The organism is Streptomyces sp. NPDC059002, assembly GCF_042740435.1.
GTDB lineage: Bacteria > Actinomycetota > Actinomycetes > Streptomycetales > Streptomycetaceae > Streptomyces.
Genome location: NZ_JBHYJI010000009.1, coordinates 15992 through 33195, shown reverse-complemented (window position 1 = coordinate 33195; position 17204 = coordinate 15992). Strand labels below are relative to the sequence as shown.

Here is a 17204-nt window from a genome sequence, read left to right as displayed (position 1 = left end):
CACCGGTCCCCCAACATGCCGCTCCCGGCGGGCAGTTGCTTGCCCGCAGGGGGCGTGCACCGCACACTCGGACGATGGGGCGAAGGACGCAGGCCGAGCGCGACGCGGACACCGCGGAGATCGGCTTCGCCCTGTTCGTCGCGACGTCCCTCGCGGGCGGCACGATGCTGGCCGTGGGGTCGCCCGCGTTCTTCTTCGGCGTGACCTCGCCCAGCGAGGGCACCCTGGTCCGGGCCGGGGTGATCGCCGGGGCCTGCGTCTTCGTCGTGACCCTGGTGACGATCCTCGTACGGCACCGGCGGGCGGCCGGTCAGCCCAGCCAGCCCGGTCGCACCAAGCCCGACTCATAGGCCAGGACGACCAGTTGGGCGCGGTCGCGGGCGCCCAGCTTCACCATGGTCCTGCTCACATGCGTCTTCGCGGTGAGCGGGCTGACGACGAGACGGCGGGCGATCTCCTCGTTCGAGAGGCCGACGCCGACAAGCGCCATCACCTCCCGCTCCCGCTCGGTGAGTTCGCCGAGCACGTCGGCGGCCGCGGGCTCCTTGGAGCGGGCCGCGAACTCGGCGATGAGGCGGCGCGTCACGCCCGGCGAGAGCAGCGCGTCGCCGTCGACCACGGCCCGTACGGCGCGCAGCAGTTCATCCGGCTCGGTGTCCTTGACGAGGAATCCCGACGCTCCGGAGCGGATCGCCTCGAAGACGTACTCGTCGAGCTCGAAGGTGGTGAGCATGACGACCTTCACGCCGTCGAGCCCGGGCTCCTCGGTGATCCTCCGGGTCGCCGCGAGCCCGTCGAGCAGCGGCATGCGGATGTCCATCAGGACGACGTCGGGCCGCACTTCGCGCACCAGGCGCACCGCCTCCTGGCCGTCGGCCGCCTCGCCCGCCACCTCGATGTCCTGCTGGGCGTCGAGGAGCGCCTTGAAGCCCGCCCTCACCAGGGACTGGTCGTCGGCGAGCAGTACGCGGATCACGGATCCTCCCGGGGTGCCGTGCGGGTCGTGGAGTCCCGCTCCGCCGCCAGGGGCAGTACGGCGGTCACGCGGAAGCCGCCGTCCGGGCGCGGGCCCGCCTCGATCGTGCCATCCAGGGCCGCGGCCCGCTCCCGCATCCCGGCAAGTCCGTTGCCGCTGCCGCCCGCGTCGGTGCCGGTCGCGGGGCCGTCGTCGTCGACACGAAGGGTGAGCGCGGCGGGCTGCCCGTCCGCCGCCCCGTACCGCACCAGCACGCGCGCGTGCCGGGAGACGGAGTGGCGTACGACGTTCGTCAGCGCCTCCTGGACGATGCGGAACGCGGCGAGGTCGAGGCCCGGGGGCAGCTTCGTGCGGGTGCCCTCGGTGGTGACGTCGACGGTCAGGCCCGTGCTCCTCGCCTGCTCGACGAGTTCGGGGAGCCGGTCGAGGCCGGGCGCGGGCGCGCGTGGCGCGTCGCCGGGGGCGCGCAGGGTGTCGAGGACCTGGCGCACCTCCCCCAGCGCCTCCTTGCTCGCCGCCTTGATGGTGGTCAGCGCGGTGCGGGCCTGCTCGGGGTCGGAGTCGAGCAGGGCGAGGCCCACGCCCGCCTGGACGTTGATGACGGAGATGCTGTGCGCGAGGACGTCGTGCAGCTCGCGCGCCATCCGCAGCCGCTCCTCGTCGGCGCGCCGCTTGGCGGCCTGCGCGCGCTCGGCCCGCTCCTTGGCCCACTGTTCCCGGCGTACCCGGCCCAGCTCGGACACGGCGACGATCGCGACGACCCAGACGGCGACCGCGACCTCCTCGCTCCAGGGGCGGGCCCCGTCGTCGCCCGGCGGCAGCCACCGGTAGAGCCAGTGCGCGATCAGCACATGCCCCGCCCACAGCGCGCCCACGGCCCCCCACGCCGCGCGCCGGTGCCCCGCGACGACCGCGGCGAAGCAGCCCACGGCGACGGCGAGGAAGACCGGTCCGTACGGGTATCCGGCGCCGATGTAGACCAGGGTGAGCCCGGCGGTGGCCCAGGCGACGGACCGCGGGAAGCGGTGCCGGACCAGCAGGACCGCGGTGGCCAGGAACAGGAGCACCCTGGCGTAGGGGTCGAGCTGCTCGCGTCCGGGCTGGCTGTGCCCGGCGAATCCGGAGCCGATCTGCACGAACGCGGTGAGCGCGAGCGTCGTGAACCAGGGCAGGCGCTGCGCCGCCCCCTCGTTCGCCCCGGGATCCTTCGCCCCGGAGTTCCACCAGGGCGGTCCGTGCCTCCGCATCGGCGGCCCGCTCCATGTCGGGGGCGGGCCGCCGGGCCTACGTTCGCGCTGCTCGTCCATGGTGGTCACGCTAGACCGCACGGCAGGCCGGGGGCGTCCGCCAGGCGTGGTGATCACGCGTACTCCCTCGGGAGTAGCCCGCGCGGACGTGGATCGCGCGGACGTGTGCGGCGGAGGCGGGGCTTCGGCCGGCGGGAGCGGGCGGTCAGTCCTGTGGCAAAAGCCCGACGTCATGGGCGAGTTGCTGCACCGCGTGCGAGAAGAACGCCGGGCGTTCCTCGACGACACGGTTGAACTGCCCGAACACCTCGAAGCCGACGAGCCCGAACAGCTGCGCCCACGCCGCGACCAGCGCCGTGATCGCCGCGGGCGGCAGGTCCGGCGCGAGGTCCGCCGCGAGCCGCTCGCCCTCCGACCGCAGCTCGGGCGGCAACGGGCGCACGGCGACGCCCCGCCCCCGGTGCGCCTCGCGCACGATGTCGATGAGCAACTGCCCTACGCGCGCGGCGGCCTGGACGGTGGAATCGGGTGCGCGGTAGCCGGGGACGGGCGAGCCGTAGATGAGGGCGTACTCGTGCGGATGCGCAAGGGCCCAGGAACGCACCGCCTCGCACACGACCGTCCACCGCCGCACGGGCTGCTGCTCGGCGACGCCCGCGTGCGCGGCATCGGCGGCGGCGCCGAGGGAGTCGTACGCGTCGATGATGAGCGCGGTCAGCAGGTCGTCGCGGCTCGGGAAGTAGCGGTAGAGCGCGGACGAGACCATGCCGAGTTCGCGGGCCACCGCCCGCAGCGAGAGCTTGGCGGCACCGTCGGCCGCCAGCTGTCTGCGTGCCTCGTCCTTGATTGCCGCGGTGACTTCGACGCGGGCGCGGGCCCTGGCTCCCTTGGTGGCGCTGCTCATACGGGCCAGTGTGCCATGCGACTGGAGCGGTGCACACAGTCGAGATCGGCGATCCATTTTCAGATCGGGGCACACTTTCGAGAGCACCGCTCTTGATTTGGATCACCGATGTCGCGCACACTGCTCACAAGCGAGAGCAGTGCTCTCGAAACGCGATCCCCTCTCCCCTCTGGAGCACACCATGTCTGCGTCATCGACTCGCTACCTCAAAGGCAACCGCCTCAACGTCCGCTTCAACGGCGTGATCGGCTGGCTCGCGCGGCACGGCGTCAGCCTGATGGGCAGCGCCGAACTCTCCGTACGGGGACGCAAGAGTGGCGCGATGCAGCGCATCCCCGTCAATCCGTTCACCCATGACAGCGGCCAGTACCTCGTCTCGGCACGCGGGCACTCCCAGTGGGTGCGCAATATGCACGTGGCCGGCGGCGGGGAGCTGCGAGTGGGGCGCAAGGTGCGGGAGTTCACCGCCGAAGAGGTGCCCGACAGCGAGAAGGTGCCGCTGCTGCGCGGCTATCTGGAGCGGTGGGGCTGGCAGGTCAACCAGTATTTCCAGGGCGTGACCGCCAAGTCCTCCGACGCCGAGATCATGGCGGTCACGCCCGACCACCCCGTCTTCCGGATCACCGTGCGGAAGTGAGGCCGAGGTCCGACAGCGCTACGGAGCCGGGCGCGGGCCCACGACGGACTCGGCCTGCTGGACGAACTGCGGGAACCAGTCCTCGTACGAGACCCCGGCGGTGAGCTCCAGGGCCGTCTCCGCGTCCTTGCCCACCACGGTGTGCAACGGGGTGTCCGGGTTCTGCACGGCGGCGACGACCGCGTCGGCGACCTCGCCGCAGTCCCCCGAGGCCTCGCCCACACGAGACAGGAACCGCGCGAGCCACGCCTCGTCGGCCGCGTACGGGTCACCGTCCAAGGCCTCCCGCCGGGCGGCGTTCTCATGGATCCGGGAGGCGAAACTGCCCGGCTCGACGCACACCACACGCACGCCGAACGGGCGCACCTCCGCCGACAGAGCCTCGCTCACGACGCCCAGCGCGGCCTTGCTCGAAGCGTAGAAACCGCCGTACGGCACCGCCCGGACCCGGCCCGCGAGAGAGCCGACGTTGACGATCACGCCGCCGCCGCGCGCCCGCATGGCGGGCAGGGCGGCACGAATGGTGCGCAGCGCGCCCCAGTAGTTGGTCTCCATCACCGCGCGCGCCTGCTCGATGGGCGCAGCCTCGACGGCGCCGGTGTAGTCGATGCCCGCGTTGTTCACGAGGACGTCGAGCGCACCGTGGCGTTCCTCGACGGCTGCCACGGCAGCGGCCACGGACGCGTCGTCGGTGACGTCGAGCGCCAGCACCTCGATGTCCAGGTCCTCGGCACGCGCACGCTCACGGAGCGCGTCCCCCTTCGCCGGATTCCGCATCGAGGCGTGGACACGGTCTCCCCGCCTCGCGAAGGCCAACGCGGTCTCCAGGCCTATGCCGCTGCTGCAACCGGTGATGAGGACTGTCGCCACGGCCGAACGCCTGCCTTCAGTAGAGGTGCTGGGGTTCTGTAGGGGGTACTGAGGTTGTGCCGTCGGCAGACTATGAGCCACCGCGGAAGCACTTCAGCCCCTACAACCCCCTGTTGCACCACTCTGTTGGCTCGCTCCGTCGAACCTGCGGGCGGCGCCTACCGGTCCAGCGCGCTCAAGGCCCGCCCCGCCAGCGGATGCGTACGCACCAGCTCGCCCAGCGTCGTCGAGCCGCGCGTGATCCTCGCGAAGGCGTTCCACGCGGGGCGGAAGCCCGTGATCGCCGCGTGCAGCATGCCCGGGCGGCGCTCGAAGACCTTGAGCATCCGGCGGCCCACGCTCATCTCCACGCCGAGGCCCGCCTTGATCGCGAAGGCGTAGTTCAGGGCCTGGCGGCGGGCGTCCACCGCGTCGTGCGCCTCGCCGATCCGCACCGCCCACTCCCCCGCGAGACGTCCCGAGCGCAGCGCGAACGAGATGCCCTCGCGGGTCCACGGCTCCAGGAGGCCCGCCGCGTCGCCGCAGACCAGGACCCGGCCGCGGGAGAGCGGGGAGTCGTCGGCGCGGCAGCGCGTCAGATGCCCGGAGGAGATGCTGGGCTCGAATCCGGCGAGGCCGAGCCGGGCGATGAAGTCCTCCAAGTACCGCTTGGTGGCGGCGCCTTCGCCGCGCGCGGAGATCACGCCGACGGTGAGGGTGTCACCCTTGGGGAACACCCAGCCGTAACTGCCCGGCATGGGGCCCCAGTCGATGAGGACCCGGCCCGCCCAGTCGTCGGCGACGGTCTTCGGCACCGGGATCTCGGCCTCCAGGCCGAGGTCGACCTGGTCGAGCTTCACGCCGACATGCGCTCCTATGCGGCTCGCGCTGCCGTCGGCGCCGACCACCGCGCGGGCCAGGACGGTCTCGCCGCCCTGCAGCATCACGGCGACGGTGCGCCGGTCGGGCACCTCGGGGCCGTGCTGCTCCACGCGCGCGACGGTGACGCCGGTGCGCAGCTCGGCGCCCGCCTTCTGCGCGTGCTCGACGAGCTGCTGGTCGAACTCGGGGCGGTTGATGAGGCCGAAGAGCGTCTGCCGCGAGCGGCGGGTGCGGCTGAACTTGCCGTCCAGGGAAAACGTCACCGCATGCACCCGGTCGCGCAGGGGCAGCTCGAAGCCGGGCGGCAGGGAGTCCCGCGAGGGGCCGATGATGCCGCCGCCGCACGTTTTGTAGCGGGGCAGTTCGGCCTTCTCCAGGAGCAGGACGCTGCGTCCCGCGACGGCTGCCGCGTAGGCCGCCGAGGCCCCCGCGGGGCCTGCTCCGACCACGACGACATCCCATACGTGCCGGGCGTCGTCCGCTGTGTTCTCGCTGCTCACGTTGGTCTACCGCTCCTGATCCCGCTGTTGGCCGCGCTTTCCCCAGGCATCCTACGGCGGACCCTTCGGGGGCCCTCCTGTGGGAGGATCACATGTACCCACACGTACAACGTCGCACCTACGAGGAGCGTGCCCATGTCGCCGAATCCGATCGCCGAGACCGTCGCCTCACTCATGCCGAAGGCGAAGGCGGAGCTCACCGAACTGGTGGCCTTCAAGTCGGTGGCGGACTTCGAGCAGTTCCCGAGGAGCGAGAGCGAGGCCGCCGCGAACTGGGTGGCGGACGCGCTGCGCACCGAGGGCTTCGAGGACGTCGCACTGCTCGACACCCCCGACGGCACGCAGTCGGTGTACGGCTTCCTGCCGGGCCCCGAAGGCGCCCCGACGGTTCTCCTGTACGCGCACTACGACGTGCAGCCGCCGCTCGACGAAACGGCGTGGGCCACCCCGCCCTTCGAGCTCACCGAGCGGGACGGCCGCTGGTACGGCCGGGGCAGCGCCGACTGCAAGGGCGGCGTCATCATGCACCTGCTCGCGCTGCGCGCCCTGAAGGCGAACGGCGGCGTCCCGGTGAGCGTCAAGGTGATCGCTGAGGGCTCGGAGGAGCAGGGCACGGGCGGCCTCGAGCGGTACGCGGAGGAGCACCCCGAGCTGCTCACCGCCGACACGATCGTGATCGGTGACGCGGGCAACTTCCGCGTCGGCCTGCCGACGGTGACCTCGACGCTGCGGGGCATGACCCTCGTCCGCATCAGTGTCGACACCCTCGAAGGCAACCTGCACTCGGGGCAGTTCGGCGGCGCCGCACCGGACGCGCTCGCCGCGCTGGTGCGGACCCTGGACTCGCTGCGCGCCGATGACGGCTCGACGACGGTCGACGGTCTGACGGGCGACGCCGTCTGGGACGGCCTTCAGTACGAAGAGGGCACTTTCCGCAAGGACGCCAAGGTCCTCGACGGGGTCGAGCTGATCGGCAAGGGCACGGTCGCCGACCGGATCTGGGCCCGCCCCGCCGTCACGGTGCTCGGCATCGACTGCCCGCCGGTGGTCGGCGCGACGCCCTCCGTGCAGGCGGGTGCGCGGGCGCTGATCAGCCTGCGGGTGCCGCCGGGCGTGGACGCCGTGGAGGCGACGAAGCTGCTCCAGGCACACCTGGAGTCGCACACGCCGTGGGGCGCGCGGGTGCGCACGGAGCAGATCGGGCAGGGCCAGGCGTTCCGCGCGGACACGGCGAGCCCGGCGTACGCGGCGATGGCCGAGGCGATGGGCGAGGCCTACCCGGGCGAGGAGATGCAGTACGCGGGCCAGGGCGGCTCGATCCCGCTGTGCAACACCCTCGCATCGCTCTACCCGGACGCGGAGATCCTGCTGATCGGTCTGAGCGAGCCCGAGGCGCAGATCCACGCGGTCAACGAGAGCGTCTCGCCCGAGGAGCTGGAGCGGCTTTCGGTCGCCGAGGCGCTGTTCCTCCAGAAGTACGCGGCCAACTGACGAGGCGACCGGCCCCTCGCGGGAACTCCGACGCGGTGACGTACGACTACTGAAACGTCAACTGCTGGACGAGCGAGGGGCGTTGGTCGGTCATGGGTACAGAGGGTGTCAGGCGTACGCCGAGCCGTCGTGGGGTGCTGCGGGGCGCGGCGGCCGGAGCCGTGGGGGCGGGAGTCGTCGCCGCGGGCGGCACGGCCGGGTCCGCGTGGGCGGCGTCCGGCGAAGGGGCGGCGTCCGGTGACGCGCGTGTCCAGGTGGCGGTGCTGCTCTACGACGGGTTCACCGCGCTGGACGCGGTGGGCCCCTACGAGGTGCTGTGCCGTGTGCCGGACGTGCGGGTGACGATGGTCGGCCGCGACGGGAAGGGTCCGGTCCGTACGGACACCGGAGAGCTGAGCCTGGTCGCGGAGCGGGCCATGCGGGACGTGCACCGGGCCGATGTGCTGCTGATTCCCGGCGGCGGGGACCGCGGCGTCATCGCGATGATGGGCGACACCGAGGTCCATGAGTGGATCCGCCGCATCCACCGCCGTTCGGTGTGGACGACGTCGGTGTGCACGGGCTCGCTGATCCTCGGGGCGGCCGGTCTGCTGCGCGGTCTGCCCGCCACCACGTACTGGGCCTCGCGGCCGTTCCTGAAGGACGCGGGCGCGACGTACACGCCGGGGCGCTTCGTGGAGGCCGGAAAGATCATCACGGCCGCCGGGGTCTCCGCGGGCATCGACATGGGACTCCACCTCGCGTCGCGCCTGTCCGACGAGAAGGTGGCCCGGGCGATGCAGCTGGCGGTCGAGTACGACCCGGAGCCGCCGTACGACACCGGGAGCCCGGAGAAGGCCGACGCCGCGACGCAGGAACTGGCACTCAAGCTGATCGCCGACGCGGCCACCTGATGCCGGTCGTTCACCCCTCGACCGGTACGCCCGCCTCCAGGTAGAGGGCGGCGCCGCGTTCCCGTGCGCGCAGGGCCCAGCGCAGGCGTTCGTAGCGCACGGCGGGCAGCAGGGCGGCGGCTTCCTGTTCGGTGACGAACCGGCAGTCGCGCAGCTCGGGTCCCGGCAGCAGCACCCGGTGCGCCTGACCGCTGTCGATCCGGCCGCCGTCGAAGAGGAACCGCATCCCGCCGTAGCCGGGCGGCACCGGCGGCTCCCAGTCGGCGACCAGCAGCCGGGGCGTCCCGGCGAGCCGGATGCCGGTCTCCTCGGCGACCTCGCGCACGCCCGCGCGGGCGGGGGCCTCGCCCGGTTCGACCACGCCGCCGGGAAACTCCCAGCCCGCCTTGTACGTCGGGTCGACGAGCAGCACCCGGTCCCGCTCGTCGAAGAGCAGCACCCCCGCGGCGACTGTCTCGGCGGTGGGCTCCGGGGTCTGCACGATGTCGCAGACGGGGGCGGCGCCGGTGCGGACCGCCTCGGCGACGCGCTCGGCGGTCTCGCAGGGGGTGAGGGCGCTGGTGTCGATGCGGTGGGCGTCGGCGCCGAGCCAGTCCGCGAGCGCCGCGCGGTAGGCCTCGATGCGGTCGAACGACCACTGCCGCACGCGCACGTCGCCGTCGGCCGGCTCCGGCGGCACGTCGCGGCCGGATATGCGCTCGCGCAGGATCGTTTCGTCCGGGGCGAGCAGAACATGGCGTACGGGAATCCTGCGCGAGGCGAGACCGCCGAAGATCTCGTCCCGGTACTCCTGGCGCAGCAGCGTCATCGGCACGACCAGGACGCCGCCCACCTCGGCGAGCAGCGCGGCGGCCGTGTCGACGACGAGGCGGCGCCAGATCGGCAGGTCCTGATGGTCGTTCACCTCGGACAGGCGCTTGGGCGGCAGCAGATACGGCAGTGCGCCGCCGATGACCTCGGGGTCGAAGAGTGTGCTGTTCGGGATCAGCTCGATCAGTTCCCGTGCGGCGCTGGTCTTGCCCGCACCGAACGCGCCGTTGATCCAGACGATCACGGTTCCCCCTCTTCTGTTGGCCCCCTGTGGCTTGCCCGCAACAGCCTGCCACGGAAACCAGCCGCTGATGGGGTGGCTGATCCCCGCCGATCGCGCCGTCTCCTAGGGCCGCAGGGACCGGACGGGACCCGGTTCCACGGCGGTGCGGACCAGCTCCGTGTAGGTACGCCGCAGCACGATCAGCGACTCCTGCGCCTCCCGGTAGGCGTCCGCTTCCGGACCGCTGCGGTGCGCGAGGGTGCGCAGCGCCGCGCAGTCGCGCTCCAGCGCGGACAGGCGGCAGCGGTCCCCGGCGGGCAGGTGGCGGCGCAGCCGCTGGCGGCTGCTGCTGCCCGCGCGCCCGCCGATGCCGAGGACGGTGTCGGCCGCCAGGAGTATCGGCGGTTCCAGCGCGCCCCGGTCGGCGAGCGCGACAAGCACGGCGCGCTGCTGCGCGGTCGTCGGCGCCATGGCCAACTTCACTTCCTCTGTACGGAGTTGTCGGCGCAGCACGTGCTGGACGCGGGTGAACCGGCACAGCGCCATGGCGACGGACTCGTCCCCGGGACCGCGGCCCGCGAGCCCCTCCGCGATCCGCAGCAGCCAGATCCCCTGTGCCTCCAGGCGCACCGCGGCCAGCATCAGCCGGTCGATGCGGGACAGCGGGTGACCGGAGGGCGACCAGCGGACGATGGGCACGAGGACTTCGCCGCGGGCCAGTTGGTCGGTGGTGCGGGCGCGCTGCGGCTTGTGCCGCGGGGCCCAGTTGAGCAGGGCGAGGGTGGGCAGCGCCACGATCCTCTCGTGCTCGCCGCGTTGGGCGAGCGACGCCCACAGGCCGAGGAAGTCGTCGTGCGCGTACCGCCGCGACACGGGCACGCCCGGGTCCAGGTCACTCAGGCCGCAGGCCGCCACGATGACGGCGACGCGCATGGCCGCGGCCCTGGCCCGCGGCGGCGCGAGCCGTCCGACGCGCTGGCGCAGGACCGCGAGTTCGCCCGCGCGGCCCGCCCGTTCGACCAGCAGGCGGGCGTCCTGCGGGGTGCGCGCCGCGGCCGCCGCGTGGGCCAGTACGTCCAGGTCGGTCCACGCCCCCGCGAGGACCTGCGCGGGCAGACGTTCGGGCAGGAAGCCGTGCGGGCGCGGCTCGGGCGACGGGGCGTCGGCACGGGCGCGGGCGCGGGCCGCGGCGGGGCCTGCCGGGAAGTACGTCATGGTCGGCGTCATGGGGGAATTTCCTTTCCGTGGGACCCGGCGAGGCCGGGCTACCGGAACCGCAGCCCGGTGCGGACCGGGCGATGGTCGCTGCCGAGGTCCGGCAGGACGGTGGCGCCGGTCGCCTCCAGGCCGCGCGTCAGGACGTGGTCGATGCGGACGACGGGGAACGCGGCGGGCCAGGTGAAGCCCGGGCCGCGGCCCACCCGCCCCTGCACGGCGTCGAGTTCACGGGCCAGCGGGGCGAGACCCCGGTCGCGCAGGCTGCCGTTGAGGTCGCCGAGCAGCACCACGCGCCGTGCCGGGTCCGCGGCGATCCGCCCGGCGAGCGCGGCGGCGCTCGCGTCCCGATTGCCCACGGCGAAGCCCTTGCCGGGGCTCACCCGTACCGACGGCAGGCGCACCGCGTACACGGCCGTGTCGCCGCCGGGGACGCGCACGACGGCCCGCAGCGCGTGCGGCCAGGCACCGCCCAGGTCCAGGGCTTCAGTGTCCTTGAGCGGGTAACGGGACCACAGGCCAAGGGTGTTGCGTGTCACGTGGTGGGGATACGCGGCGCGCAGTTCCTTCTCGTACTCCTTCATGGCGGACCGGGGAACCTTCTCCAGGGCCACCACGTCGGCGTGCGTGCCGACCACCTCGCGGGCGACCGCGCGCGGGGTGGTGCGGTCGCCGCCGACATTGAGGGTCAGGACCTCGAAGTCGGCCCGGCCCTGGCGCTGTTCGCGGAACAGTCCCGGGCCGAAGAGGCTCGCCCAGACCACCGCGGGGAGGAGCACGGCGACCAGGCCCGTGCGGGAGCGGCGCAGGGCCGCGCCCAGCAGCAGGAGCGGGATGCCCAGGCCGAACCACGGCAGCGCGGTGTCGACCAGACTGCCCAGGTGGCCCGGTGTGTTGGGCACCGCGCCGGGGAAGGCGATGAGCCCGGCGAGCAGCAGCGCGGGGATGACGGTACGCATGACGGGCCGCGCCTGCCGCCCTCAGATCCGTCCGTGGGCCGTACGCCGTGAGCAGGCTCCCCAGCCCGCGAGGGCGAACCCCACCGCGGTCGCCGACACCCCGAGGAGCGCGCCGCAGACGAAGTACGCCGTGGTGGGCGGGGCGACGGTGACGGCACCGAGCAGCGCCGCCGAGATTCCGGTCAGCGCGACGGCCGCGGCGCCGGACCGTGCCGACGCCCGTGCCGAGCCGCACTTGAGGTGCCTGGTCCGGCCGAGCCTGCACCGGGGGACGTACTGCGTGTTCATGGGATTCGCCTCCAACAAGGGGATTCGCCTCCGGCGAGGAGGCACGGCGGCGGGGCGGGCGGCGCGGCGGCATGGCCGCGCGGCAGATGGCAGGCACGGCAAGGCTGGACGGACGGCGTCGCCCGATGCCGACGCGAGGGGGCCGTCGCTCAGAGGACGGCGGGAGCTGCGGGGCGCGAGGCCCGGCGAGGCAGACTCGGAGGGTCGCCGTAGGGCACAACGACCACCTCCTCGGATCTCCCGGCGGGCCCGGACACCGGGCCGTACACGCAGCGCGCTCGTCGCGCCGCTTCTCCACCATGCCGACCCGATACTGAACCGCGGCTGAGTCCCCTTAATCCCGCTTCAGGTTTCCCGCTGCGGGACGTCCGCTTCAGGTTGCCGCGGAGCCCCTCGGCCGCTCGTTCCTGAGGACGTCTTCAGGTTCCTCAGGAAGGGCTCAGAAGGCCCGCCCTAGCCTGGCCGCTCTCACCCCATTTACTAGATATGTGATATTTGAGCCGTGAAGATCCTGGTCATCGAGGACGAGCAAGCACTCGCCGACACCCTGCGCCGGGCCATCTCATCGGACGGCCACTGGGTGGACGTCGCGCACGACGGGCACTCGGGCCTCGACCTCGCCCTCACCGGCGGCTACGACGTGATCGTGCTCGACCTGATGCTGCCCGGCCTCAGCGGACTCGAGGTCTGCCGACGGCTGCGCAGTCTGGACGACCACGCGCTCGTGCTCATCCTGACCGCCAAGGACGGCGAGTACGACGAGGCCGACGGGCTCGACGCGGGCGCGGACGACTATCTGACCAAGCCGTTCTCGCTGGTCGTGCTGCTCGCCCGGCTGCGCGCCCTGGGCCGCCGCGCCGGCCGCGAGCGCGCCCCGACCCTCCAGGTCGGCGATCTGACGCTGGACGTCGGCGCCCGGCTCTGCAAGCGCGGCGAGCGCACGGTCGAGCTGACCGCGCGGGAGGTCGACGTGCTCGGCTGTCTGATGTCGGCGGGCGGCGGCACGGTCTCCAAGCAGGGCATCCTCGACGAGGTCTGGGCCTCCCCCGCCGACCTCGACCCGAACATCGTCGAGGTGTACGTCAGCTCGCTGCGCAAGAAGATCGACGCGCCCTTCGACCGCCACACCATCCGCACCGTCCGCGGCGTCGGCTACCGGCTCGCACCCGATGCGCCCTGACCCCGCGGACCCCGGCAGCCCGCGCCCGGCCCGCCGACTGGGGCGGCTGCGGCCGCACACCCTGCGGGCCCGGGCCACCGCCGCCGCCGTCCTGACGATGGTGCTCGCCCTCTCCGTCGGCGGCGGCTGGCTCTACCTCACCCTGCGCGACAACGTCCTGGACAACGCCGCCGACCGCACCGAACTCGCCGCACGGCAGACCGTCGCGGCCCTCACCGCCGAGCCGGGCAAGTACCCCGCCGACCTGCCCGAGCCGGACGACGGCGTCGACGCCGTACTCGTCCTCGACGCCCACGGCCGCCCCCTGGCCAGCACGGCGCCCGACCCGGCGACCCGCGCCGCCCGGCTCGCGGACTTCCGCCCCGCCCGCGGCGAGGACTCCGCGGTCCGCGAACTCTCCGAGAGCCACGCGGCGGCCAGTCACCGCAGCGTGGTGGCCGTGGTCCGGGCCCCGTCCCCGCAAGGCGACCGCTACGTATACGCGCTCACCATGCTGAACGCCGAGTCCGACGCCAGCCACGCGCTCGCCGTCACCCTCCTCGTCGGCGGCCCCCTGGTCGTCGTCCTCACCGGCCTCATCTCCTGGGGCGTGACCGGCGCCGCCCTCCACCCGGTCGAGGCCATCCGCAGGGAGCTCGCGGCCGTCACCGCGGACCGGCTCAGCCGCCGGGTCCCCGCGCCGGACGGGCAGGACGAGATCACCCGGCTCGCCCGCACGGTCAACGACACCCTGGAACGCCTGGAGCGTTCGGTCACCCTGCAGCGGCAGTTCGTCGCCGACGCCTCGCACGAGCTGCGCAACCCCATCGCCGCGGTCCGCGCCGAGCTCGAACTGGCGCTCCTGCGCCCGGACCCCGAGCAGACGGTGGCCTCGCTGCGGCAGGCCCTTGCCAGCACCGTCCGCCTGGAGCGGATCGCCGCCGACCTGCTGCTCCTGGCCCGCCTCGACGCGCAGCAGGCGCCCGCCGTGCAGCAGACACCGGGCGCACCGCTGGTGGATCTGTCGCTGCTCACGGCCGAGGAGATCGCGCGGCGGCGTTCGGCCCGGGTGCCGCTGCGTCTCGATGCCGCGGACCCCGTTTCCGTACGAGGGGACAGCGGTCAGCTGGAGCGGCTCCTGGCGAATCTGCTCGACAACGCGCAGCGGTTCGCGGACTCCGAGGTGCGCGTCACCGCGCGGACCGACCCGGCGAGCGGCACGGCCGTGCTCGAAGTGGCCGACGACGGTCCCGGCATCCCGCCCGATGCGGCCGAGCAGGTCTTCGACCGGTTCGCCAGGCTGGAGGAGGACCGCAACCGGGACCGCGGCGGGACCGGCCTCGGCCTCGCCATCGCCCGGGAGATCGCGCAGGCCCACGGCGGGACGCTGCACGTGGCGCCGAGCGGGCGTGGCGCGCGGCTCGTCCTGCGGCTGCCCGCGGCCCGCACGTGACGCCCCGGCCGCACGCACCCGGGTCGGCCCCCGCCCGTTCCTGAAGATCCGTTCCGGATCCTCAGAAACCCCTCAGCCAGGGGCCCGCAGGATCGTCCCCATGTCCCCGCACCGAGCCCGCACCCCCCGGCACCGCGCGCTTCCCCGGCCCGCGCACCAGCGACGGCGTGCGCGCCGGGTCCGGCTCTTCCGCACGCTGCTCGCCCTCACCGCCGTCCTCGCGCTCTGCGGGGGCGCCGCGGCCTGGTACCTGTACCGGGAGCTCGACAGCATCGGCTCCTCCGCGGCCCTCGGCGCCGACGCCCCGAAGTCCACGGACGGCTCCACGAACATCCTGCTGATGGGCCTGGACACCCGTAAGGACCAGAACGGCGACGAACTCCCCCGGGACGTCCTGAAGAAGCTGCACGCGGGCAGCTCGGAGATCGGCGGCTACAACGCCAACACGCTGATCCTGCTGCACGTCCCGGCGGGCGGCGGCAAGGTCAAGGGCTTCTCCATCCCGCGCGACGACCTCGTCGACATACCGGGCCACGGCAAGGACAAGATCAAGAAGGCGTACGGCCTGGCCAAGGCGGACGAGGAGCAGCGGCTCAGGAAACGCGGTGTCGAGGACAGACACGAACTGGAGCAGGCGGGACGGGAGGCGGGCCGAAAGTCCCAGATCGAGACGGTGCGGACGTTCCTCGGCGTGCCCGTCGACCACTTCGCCGAGGTGAACCTCGCGGGCTTCTACCATCTGGCCGACGCGCTCGGCGGCGTCGAGGTCTGCCTCAACCACGCCGTCAAGGACCGCTACTCCGGCGCCGACTTCCCCGCGGGCAAGCAGAAGCTCGACGCCCAGGAGGCCCTGGCCTTCGTACGGCAGCGGCACGGTCTGACCCGCGGCGACCTGGACCGCACCCGCCGTCAGCAGGCGTTCCTCGCCTCGGCGCTGCACCAGGCCAACAGCCTGGGCACCCTGACCAACCCCGGCCGTCTCCTCGACCTCAAGGACGTCGTCAAGGAGAACGTGGTGCTCGACAAGGGCTGGGGCGTGCTCTCCTTCGTCAAGGAGGCCAAGAACCTGACGGGCGGCAACGTGGAGTTCACCACCCTGCCGGTGGAGAGCTTCGCCCGGCACAACGGCGAGGACGTCAACATCGTCGACCGCGACCTGGTGCGCCGACGGGTCCAGGAGCAGACAGGACAGCTCAAGCCCGAGCACGACCCGACGTCCGGCACGTCCTCCTCCCCCTCGCAGGGGGGCGGGGATCCGGACGGCGGCAAGGACCCGAAGGTCTCCGGTGGAGGTGTGCCGTGCGTGGACTGAACCCCCGGCGCACCGAGGCGGGACTGCTCACCCTCGCTCTTGCCGTCGTCGTCCTCGGTTACGCGGGCACGGGCCTCGCGATGCAGGGCGCGCTGCCCGGTCAACTGCCCGGCTTCACCGCCTCCCAGGCCTGTCTGGCCGGGGCTGCCCATCTCGCCGTCCGCAGATACACGCCGTACGCGGATCCGCTCATCCTCCCGCTCGCCTTCCTGCTCACCGGGCTCAGTCTGGTGCTGCTCGCGCGCCTCGACCCGGCGTACGCGGCGAAGTACGACTCGGCGCCCGCGAGCGGCGGACAGCTCGTGTGGACCGTCGTCGGGGTGGCCGCAGCCGTCCTCCTGCTGCGGTTCCTGGGCAACTACCGCCGGTTGCAGCGCTATCTCTACGTCTCCATGGCGGTCTCGCTCGCGCTGCTGATGGCGCCCGCGTTCTTCCCCGGGGACACCTACGGCGCGAAGCGCTGGGTCTTCCTCGGCCCGTTCTCGTTCCAGCCGGGCGAGTTCGCCAAGGTCACCATCGTGATCTTCTTCGCGGGTTTCCTGGTGCCGCGGCGCGACGCGCTGGCCCTCACCGGGCGCCGCATGTGCGGCCTGACGCTGCCGCACGGCAGGCACTTCGGACCGATCGCCGCGGTCTGGCTCCTGAGCCTGCTCGTCCTCGTCTTCGAACGTGACCTGGGCACCTCGCTGTTGTTCTTCGGCGTCTTCATCGCGATGCTCTACATCGCGACGGAGCGCACCAGTTGGGTGGTGTGCGGCATCGCCATGGCGGCCGTCGGCGCCACCGCGGTGGGCGCCGCGGAACCGCATGTACGCGGCCGGATCATGGCCTGGCTGCATCCCTTCGACATCTATCTGCCGCCCGACCAGCGACCGCCGGGTCTTGTCTCGGACCAGGCGGCGCAGGCGCTGTTCGGCTTCGGCAGCGGCGGCGTCACCGGGACCGGCCTCGGGCAGGGGCATCCCGAGCTCATCGGGTTCGCCGGGCGCAGCGACTTCATCCTCACCACCGTCGGGGAGGAGTTGGGCCTGGCCGGGATGATGGCCGTGCTGCTGCTCTACACCCTGCTCGTACAGCGAGGACTGCGAACGGCCATCGCCTGTGACAACCCGTTCGGCAAGCTGCTCGCGGCGGGCCTGTCCATGGTGCTCGCCTTCCAGGTCTTCATCGTGACGGCGGGCGTGACCGGACTCATGCCGTTCACCGGCAAGGCGCTGCCGTTCCTCGCCCAGGGCGGGTCCTCGATGGTCGCGAACTGGCTGCTGGTCGCACTGCTCCTCGTCATCAGCCATCAGGCGGGCGCGAAACAGCGGGCCCGCGCGCGTCAGCTCCATCACGACGTGCAGGAACAAGCGAACACACCCCTCACCATGTCAAGCCCTTAGTCGCGAGTTCACCCCATTGTG

At 72.8% G+C, this 17204-nt stretch carries 17 protein-coding genes; 8 read left to right on the top strand and 9 right to left on the bottom strand.

All coding sequences use genetic code 11. The features are described from left to right. Positions 1 to 74 precede the first annotated feature (74 nt). Positions 75 to 350 carry a DUF6332 family protein gene (locus ACFWZ2_RS10895; protein WP_384544613.1) on the top strand — a complete coding sequence of 92 codons (276 nt, stop codon included), beginning with the start codon at positions 75 to 77 and terminating at the stop codon, positions 348 to 350. Here ACFWZ2_RS10895 and ACFWZ2_RS10890 read toward each other — a convergent pair. From ACFWZ2_RS10890 to ACFWZ2_RS10880, 3 genes are all read right to left on the bottom strand, one after another. Then, positions 311 to 976 (bottom strand): response regulator, encoded by a 666-nt coding sequence (locus ACFWZ2_RS10890; protein ID WP_384544611.1) that lies wholly within the window; start codon positions 974 to 976, stop codon positions 311 to 313. The two genes, ACFWZ2_RS10895 and ACFWZ2_RS10890, sit on opposite strands and share 40 nt — an antisense overlap. Then, positions 973 to 2283 carry a sensor histidine kinase gene (locus ACFWZ2_RS10885; RefSeq protein ID WP_384544609.1) on the bottom strand — a complete coding sequence of 437 codons (1311 nt, stop codon included), beginning with the start codon at positions 2281 to 2283 and terminating at the stop codon, positions 973 to 975. Before ACFWZ2_RS10885 ends, ACFWZ2_RS10890 begins: the two co-directional genes overlap by 4 nt. Positions 2284 to 2428: 145 nt before the next feature. Next, a complete protein-coding gene (locus tag ACFWZ2_RS10880; protein ID WP_384544607.1) occupies positions 2429 to 3127 on the bottom strand; it encodes a TetR/AcrR family transcriptional regulator in 699 nt (232 codons plus the stop codon). A 181-nt stretch (positions 3128 to 3308) separates the two neighbouring features. Here ACFWZ2_RS10880 and ACFWZ2_RS10875 point away from each other — a divergent pair, with 181 nt between their 5' ends. Then, on the top strand, positions 3309 to 3764 hold the full coding sequence (locus ACFWZ2_RS10875) for a nitroreductase family deazaflavin-dependent oxidoreductase (protein ID WP_384544605.1): 456 nt from the start codon (positions 3309 to 3311) through the stop codon (positions 3762 to 3764). Positions 3765 to 3782: 18 nt separating this feature from the next. Here the strand turns inward: ACFWZ2_RS10875 and ACFWZ2_RS10870 are convergent, their stop codons facing one another. Together ACFWZ2_RS10870 and ACFWZ2_RS10865 are read right to left on the bottom strand one after the other, a co-directional pair. Then, on the bottom strand, positions 3783 to 4634 hold the full coding sequence (locus ACFWZ2_RS10870; RefSeq protein WP_384544603.1) for an SDR family oxidoreductase: 852 nt from the start codon (positions 4632 to 4634) through the stop codon (positions 3783 to 3785). 158 nt (positions 4635 to 4792) lie between these two features. Further along, positions 4793 to 5995 (bottom strand): geranylgeranyl reductase family protein, encoded by a 1203-nt coding sequence (locus ACFWZ2_RS10865; RefSeq protein WP_384544601.1) that lies wholly within the window; start codon positions 5993 to 5995, stop codon positions 4793 to 4795. Between the two features lie 135 nt (positions 5996 to 6130). Here ACFWZ2_RS10865 and ACFWZ2_RS10860 point away from each other — a divergent pair, with 135 nt between their 5' ends. Then, positions 6131 to 7486 carry a dipeptidase gene (locus ACFWZ2_RS10860; protein WP_384544599.1) on the top strand — a complete coding sequence of 452 codons (1356 nt, stop codon included), beginning with the start codon at positions 6131 to 6133 and terminating at the stop codon, positions 7484 to 7486. A 92-nt stretch (positions 7487 to 7578) separates the two neighbouring features. Further along, positions 7579 to 8379 carry a DJ-1/PfpI family protein gene (locus tag ACFWZ2_RS10855; protein WP_384544597.1) on the top strand — a complete coding sequence of 267 codons (801 nt, stop codon included), beginning with the start codon at positions 7579 to 7581 and terminating at the stop codon, positions 8377 to 8379. Between the two features lie 10 nt (positions 8380 to 8389). Here ACFWZ2_RS10855 and ACFWZ2_RS10850 read toward each other — a convergent pair whose 3' ends face one another. The 4 genes from ACFWZ2_RS10850 to ACFWZ2_RS10835 form a co-directional block, all read right to left on the bottom strand. After that, the gene (locus ACFWZ2_RS10850; RefSeq protein ID WP_384544595.1) at positions 8390 to 9433 is read right to left on the bottom strand and encodes an NUDIX domain-containing protein; all 1044 of its coding nucleotides are present in this window, start codon (positions 9431 to 9433) and stop codon (positions 8390 to 8392) included. A gap of 102 nt (positions 9434 to 9535) precedes the next feature. Beyond that, positions 9536 to 10639, bottom strand: a complete 1104-nt coding sequence (locus ACFWZ2_RS10845; RefSeq protein WP_384544593.1) for a hypothetical protein — start codon at positions 10637 to 10639, stop codon at positions 9536 to 9538. Between the two features lie 38 nt (positions 10640 to 10677). Further along, positions 10678 to 11586, bottom strand: a complete 909-nt coding sequence (locus ACFWZ2_RS10840) for an endonuclease/exonuclease/phosphatase family protein (protein ID WP_384544591.1) — start codon at positions 11584 to 11586, stop codon at positions 10678 to 10680. Between the two features lie 21 nt (positions 11587 to 11607). Then, positions 11608 to 11874: a hypothetical protein gene (locus ACFWZ2_RS10835; protein WP_384544589.1), complete on the bottom strand. Its 267-nt coding sequence runs from the start codon at positions 11872 to 11874 to the stop codon at positions 11608 to 11610. Positions 11875 to 12376: 502 nt separating this feature from the next. Between ACFWZ2_RS10835 and ACFWZ2_RS10830 the strand changes: the two genes are divergently transcribed. The 4 genes from ACFWZ2_RS10830 (at position 12377) to ACFWZ2_RS10815 (ending at position 17183) form a co-directional block, all read left to right on the top strand. Next, entirely contained in the window at positions 12377 to 13054 is a 678-nt protein-coding gene (locus ACFWZ2_RS10830; protein ID WP_384544587.1) for a response regulator transcription factor, read from the top strand. Further along, complete coding sequence (locus ACFWZ2_RS10825) at positions 13044 to 14486, top strand: sensor histidine kinase (RefSeq protein ID WP_384544585.1); 1443 nt, start codon at positions 13044 to 13046, stop codon at positions 14484 to 14486. The genes ACFWZ2_RS10830 and ACFWZ2_RS10825 overlap by 11 nt, the downstream gene beginning before the upstream one ends. A 100-nt stretch (positions 14487 to 14586) precedes the next feature. Then, complete coding sequence (locus ACFWZ2_RS10820) at positions 14587 to 15798, top strand: LCP family protein (protein ID WP_384544583.1); 1212 nt, start codon at positions 14587 to 14589, stop codon at positions 15796 to 15798. Further along, entirely contained in the window at positions 15786 to 17183 is a 1398-nt protein-coding gene (locus ACFWZ2_RS10815) for an FtsW/RodA/SpoVE family cell cycle protein (RefSeq protein ID WP_384544581.1), read from the top strand. Before ACFWZ2_RS10820 ends, ACFWZ2_RS10815 begins: the two co-directional genes overlap by 13 nt. The last annotated feature ends 21 nt before the right edge of the window (positions 17184 to 17204 follow it).

Bases quoted from the DNA above. Each gene is read 5' to 3' on its own strand.
- ACFWZ2_RS10825 (WP_384544585.1), top strand. From the start codon at position 13,044: ATGCGCCCTGACCCCGCGGACCCCGGCAGCCCGCGCCCGGCCCGCCGA.
- ACFWZ2_RS10895 (WP_384544613.1), top strand. From the start codon at position 75: ATGGGGCGAAGGACGCAGGCCGAGCGCGACGCGGACACCGCGGAGATC.
- ACFWZ2_RS10880 (WP_384544607.1), bottom strand. From the start codon at position 3,127: ATGAGCAGCGCCACCAAGGGAGCCAGGGCCCGCGCCCGCGTCGAAGTC.
- ACFWZ2_RS10860 (WP_384544599.1), top strand. From the start codon at position 6,131: ATGTCGCCGAATCCGATCGCCGAGACCGTCGCCTCACTCATGCCGAAG.
- ACFWZ2_RS10835 (WP_384544589.1), bottom strand. From the start codon at position 11,874: ATGAACACGCAGTACGTCCCCCGGTGCAGGCTCGGCCGGACCAGGCAC.
- ACFWZ2_RS10820 (WP_384544583.1), top strand. From the start codon at position 14,587: ATGTCCCCGCACCGAGCCCGCACCCCCCGGCACCGCGCGCTTCCCCGG.
- ACFWZ2_RS10855 (WP_384544597.1), top strand. From the start codon at position 7,579: ATGGGTACAGAGGGTGTCAGGCGTACGCCGAGCCGTCGTGGGGTGCTG.
- ACFWZ2_RS10885 (WP_384544609.1), bottom strand. From the start codon at position 2,283: ATGGACGAGCAGCGCGAACGTAGGCCCGGCGGCCCGCCCCCGACATGG.
- ACFWZ2_RS10845 (WP_384544593.1), bottom strand. From the start codon at position 10,639: ATGACGCCGACCATGACGTACTTCCCGGCAGGCCCCGCCGCGGCCCGC.
- ACFWZ2_RS10875 (WP_384544605.1), top strand. From the start codon at position 3,309: ATGTCTGCGTCATCGACTCGCTACCTCAAAGGCAACCGCCTCAACGTC.
- ACFWZ2_RS10840 (WP_384544591.1), bottom strand. From the start codon at position 11,586: ATGCGTACCGTCATCCCCGCGCTGCTGCTCGCCGGGCTCATCGCCTTC.